3 protein-coding genes and 1 pseudogene are annotated in these 4,793 nt (G+C 68.3%); 3 read left to right on the plus strand and 1 reads right to left on the minus strand.

The genetic code is table 11. The annotated features are described in order from the left end of the window. A pseudogene (locus LPZ50_RS25480) lies at window positions 1–99 on the minus strand (sel1 repeat family protein); the annotation flags it as partial. A gap of 77 nt (window positions 100–176) precedes the next feature. On the opposite strand from LPZ50_RS25480, the gene LPZ50_RS21800 reads away from it, so the two are divergent. The 3 genes from LPZ50_RS21800 to LPZ50_RS21810 all read left to right on the plus strand — a co-directional run. Then, window positions 177–1,499: a 3-hydroxyacyl-CoA dehydrogenase family protein gene (locus tag LPZ50_RS21800; RefSeq protein WP_419195627.1), complete on the plus strand. Its 1,323-nt coding sequence runs from the start codon at window positions 177–179 to the stop codon at window positions 1,497–1,499. Between the two features lie 63 nt (window positions 1,500–1,562). Then, window positions 1,563–2,852, plus strand: a complete 1,290-nt coding sequence (locus tag LPZ50_RS21805) for an OmpP1/FadL family transporter (RefSeq protein ID WP_230664888.1) — start codon at window positions 1,563–1,565, stop codon at window positions 2,850–2,852. A 115-nt stretch (window positions 2,853–2,967) separates the two neighbouring features. Beyond that, window positions 2,968–4,793: 3-hydroxyacyl-CoA dehydrogenase/enoyl-CoA hydratase family protein (locus LPZ50_RS21810; protein ID WP_230664890.1), on the plus strand; the 1,826-nt coding region annotated here is incomplete at its 3' end.

A 4,793-nucleotide genomic window follows, 5' to 3' on the forward strand; every position in this document is an offset into this window, starting at 1 on the left:
CTGCTCATACAGCGTGCCCAGCGTGTCCTGGGCCGGCGCATGGTCCTGCTCGGCGGCTTTGCGCAACCATTGCGAGGCCTGCAAATCGTCCTGGGGCACGCCCCGGCCGGACAGATACGCGCCGCCCAGGCGGTCCTGCGCGGCGGCATTCCCCTGGTCGGCGGCGCGCGCGCGGCATGGCAGGCTGGCTGAACCGCTGGCCGCTCAAGCGCATCGTGGAACACCGCGCCCGCAAGCAGATCGCCGCCAAGGATCCCCGGGGCCATTACCCGGCGGCGCCAGCCATCGTCACGCTATGGGCCCGGCACGACGGCAATGCCTTGCGCGCGCCCGAGGTCGTGGAACGCATCCTCACGTCGGACACGGCGCGCAATCTTGTACGGGTGTTCCATTTGCAGGAACGCCTGAAGGCCCACGGCAAGCCCGCGCCGGGAATGCCGCCTGTACGGCATGTGCACGTGGTGGGCGCGGGCACCATGGGCGGCGACATCGCCGCGTGGTGCGCCCTGAAAGGCCTGACCGTCACCCTGCAAGACCAGGACCTGGCCCGCATCGCTCCCGCCCTGGGGCGCGCCGCCCAGTTGTTCGCCCGCAAGCTGAAAGACCCGCGCGCCGCGCGGGCGGCGTCCGACCGGCTGGTGCCCGATCCGGACGGAGCCGGCGCGGGCCGCGCCGACGTGGTCATCGAAGCCATTACGGAAAAAGCCGAGGCCAAGCAGGCCCTGTACCGCGCGCTGGAACCGCGGCTCAAGCCCGACGCCCTATTGGCCACCAATACGTCCAGCCTGTCGCTGGCCGAACTGCGCGCCGGCCTGGCCCGGCCGGAACGGCTGGTGGGCATCCATTTTTTCAACCCGGTGGCCAAGATGCCCCTGGTCGAAGTGGTGCAGGCCGGCGACGACACCGGCGCGCAGGCGCGCGCCTGCGCCTTCGTCGGCCAGTTGGGCAAACTGGCGCTGCCCGTGCGCGACGCGCCGGGTTTCCTGGTCAATGCCGTGCTGGCGCCCTACCTGCTCGAGGCCATGCGCTGCGTGGACGAAGGCATGGCGCCCGCCACCATCGACCGCGCCATGACCGACTTCGGCATGCCGATGGGCCCCCTGGAACTGGCCGACACCGTCGGCCTGGACATTGCCATGGCCGCCGGCCAGCAGCTTGCCGGCCAGGCCGAGCCGCCGCGCTGCCTGGCCGAACGCGTGGCCCGCAACGACCTGGGCCGCAAGACGGGCCGGGGTTTCTATGCCTGGACAGACGGCAAGGCCGCCAAGGCGGCTGCCGGCACACCGCCTGCCGGGCTGGCGCAACGGCTGGTGCAGCCCCTTATCGAACGAACCCAGCGGCAGGTGGATGACGGCGTGGTGGCCGATGCCGACCTGGCCGACGCCGGCGTGATCTTCGGCACGGGCTTCGCCCCGTTTACCGGCGGCCCGCTGCATTACCGCGGCAACGCACCGCCGGGCGCGCAAGCCCATGCCGCACCCGCTTCCCATATTCCATAAGACATCACCACAAGAAGCAGTCGCAGCAACACACGCTTTCTTTCCGCCTAAGAGGAGACACACATGAATAGAACATCATTGGCGTTGACGGCACTGTCGGCAGCCATGGCCGCCGCGGGCACGGGCGCGGTGCATGCGGCGGGGTTCCAGTTGCTGGAGCAGAACGCCAGCGGCCTGGGCAACGCCTACGCGGGTTCGGCCGCCGTGGCCGAAAACGCCAGCACCATCTATTTCAACCCGGCGGGCATGACGTACCTGCCGGGCTTCAGCGTGTCGGCCGGCGTCAATGCCATCCTGCCGTCGTTCAAGTTCCGCGACAACGGCAATAGCCGCAACCCCCTGGCCCTGGGCGGCGGCGCGCCCACCGGCGGCAATGGCGGCGACGCCGGCAATCTGGGCGTGGTGCCCAACGCCTATTTTTCGTGGCAGCTTGCTGAAAAATGGTTCGTGGGCGTGGGCATGGGCGCCCCCTTCGGGCTGATGACCGAGTACGACGACAACTGGGTGGGCCAGTACCATTCCACCAAGTTCGACATCAAGACCATCAACATCAACCCGTCGGTGGCATACAAGGTCAACGACCAGTTCTCGATGGGCTTTGGCCTGAACTACCAGTACATCGACGCGCAATACACCAAGAAGGTCGTGGTGCCCGTCACGCCCATGGGGCCGTTCCTGCCGGGCGACGCCGACCTGAACCTGGATGGCGACGCATGGGGCTGGAACGCCGGCATCATGCTGCAGCCCACCGAAGACACCCGCATCGGCTTGTCGTACCGTTCCAAGGTCAAGCACAAGGCCAAGGGCGACACGGACATCGACGGCTTCGCGCCCGGACGGTCGCTGTCGTACGATGCCGAAGCGTCGGTCGACCTGCCCGATACGCTCATCCTGAGCGGCCTGCACCGCTTGAACGAACGCTGGGAACTGATGGCCGACGTGTCCTGGACAGGCTGGAGCAGCATCCAGGAACTGAAGATCAAGAACGACGGCGGGCCCACCGACACCTTGCCGCTGGAATTCCGCGACAGCTGGCGCGTGGCGCTGGGGGCCAACTATCAGTTCGCGCCCAAATGGAAGTGGCGCTTCGGCGTGGCCTGGGACCAGTCCCCCGTGCACAACCCGTCCGACCGGCCCACCTCGCTGCCGGACACCGACCGCTGGTGGTTCTCGACCGGCGTACAGTATCAGGCAACCAAAGACACGCACATCGACGTCGGTTATACCTATCTGTACCTGCGCGACACCGACATCGATACCGATTCGGGCAGCGCACTGACCAAGGGACGCGTGGCCGGCGACTACCGCAGCAACGGGAACATCCTGGGCATCCAGGTGTCCACCCGGTTCTGACGGCCGCATCGCGCCGACCCGCGGGCGCGGGCACCCGCCTGCGCCCGCCTTCAAGGAGACCGCTTTGAGCAGCAAGTTCAACGTCAAGCACGCCGCCGTACTGGGTGCCGGCGTCATGGGCGCGCAGATCGCCGCCCACCTGGCCAACGCCGGCGTTCCCGTCACCCTGTTCGACCTGACAGCGAAAGAAGGCGACCGCGACGGCATTGCCAGGAAAGCCCTGGCCGGGTTGAAAAAACTCGAGCCCGCGCCGCTGGCCAGCCCGTCGCGCCTGGCGCTGATCACGCCCGCCAACTACGACGACCATCTCGACAGCCTGGCGGAATGCGACCTGGTCATCGAAGCCATTGCCGAGCGCATGGACTGGAAAGTGGCCCTGTACCAGCGCATTGCGCCGCACGTGGCCCCCGGCGCCATCCTGGCCTCGAATACCTCGGGCCTGTCGATCGGCGAACTGTCCGACGCGCTGCCCGAAGCCCTGCGCCCGCGCTTCTGCGGCGTGCACTTCTTCAACCCGCCGCGCTATATGCGCCTGGTTGAACTGATCGCCACGCGCCATACCCAGCCCGACGTACTGGACCACCTGGAAAGCTGGCTGACCACGCGGCTGGGCAAGGGCGTGATACGCGCCCTGGATACACCGAACTTCATTGCCAACCGCATCGGCGTGTTCTCCATCCTGGCGGCCCTGCACCATACCGAGCGGCTGGGCCTGGGCTTCGATACGGTGGACGCACTTACCGGCCCCCGGATCGGCCGGCCGAAAAGCGCCACCTACCGCACGGCCGACGTCGTGGGACTGGACACCCTGGCCCACGTAGTGGGCACCATGCGCGACAAGCTGCCCGACGACCCCTGGCATGCGCACTTCCAGTTGCCGGACTGGCTGAATGCCTTGATAGAACGCGGCGCGCTGGGCCAGAAAAGCGGAGCCGGCGTATACCGCAAGGTGGGCAAGGACATCCAGGTGCTGGACCCTGCTGCGGGCGATTACCGGCCGTCGGCCGGCCAGGTGGCCGACGAGGTCGACGCCATCCTGAAGCAGCGCGACCCGGCGCAGCGCCTGGCCGCATTGCGGGCCAGCGCGCACCCCCAGGCGCAATTCCTCTGGAGCGTGTTCCGCGACATTTTCCACTACAGCGCCTTCCAGCTCGAGAACATCGCCGACAACGCGCGCGACCTGGACCTGGCCATGCGCTGGGGCTTCGGCTGGGCGCAAGGGCCGTTCGAGACCTGGCAGGCGGCGGGATGGCAAGCCGTTGCCCAGGCCGTGGCCGAAGACGCCGCCGCCGGCAAGGCCATGAGCAGCACCCCCCTGCCGGCCTGGGCGATGGAACCCGGCCGTGCCGGCGTGCACGATGCGCAGGGGTCGTACTCGGCGCGCAGCCGCGGCCAGCAGCCGCGTTCGGCCCTGCCGGTGTACCAGCGCCAGCTGTTTCCCGAACGCCTGGTGGGCGAAGCGGCCGCGCCGCGCGGCGCCACGCTGTGGGAAAACGAAGGCGTGCGCCTGTGGCACCTGCCCGACCAGGACGCCGGCGTGGGCATCCTGTCGTTCACCTCGAAAATGCACACCATCGGCAGCGAGGTGCTGGAAGGCGTGCTGCGGGCGGTAAACCATTGCGAACAAAACCTGGACGCGCTGGTACTGTGGCACGAACCTCCGTTCGCCGTGGGCGCCAACCTGGCGCAGGTGGCCGAAGCCTGCGCGGCGGGCCAGTTCGACATGCTGGAAGCCACGGTCGAGAAATTCCAGCGCGCCTCGCTGGCGCTGCGCTATGCGCGCGTGCCCACCGTGGCCGCCGTGCAAGGCATGGCGCTGGGCGGCGGCTGCGAATTCCTGATGCACTGCAGCCATCGCGTACTGGCGCTGGAAAGCTACATAGGCCTGGTTGAAGCCGGCGTGGGCCTGGTGCCGGCCGGCGGCGGCAGCAAGGCCCTGGC

Origin of the sequence: Bordetella petrii (genome assembly GCF_020991325.1) — a bacterium.
Lineage (GTDB): Bacteria > Pseudomonadota > Gammaproteobacteria > Burkholderiales > Burkholderiaceae_B > Bordetella_A > Bordetella_A petrii_E.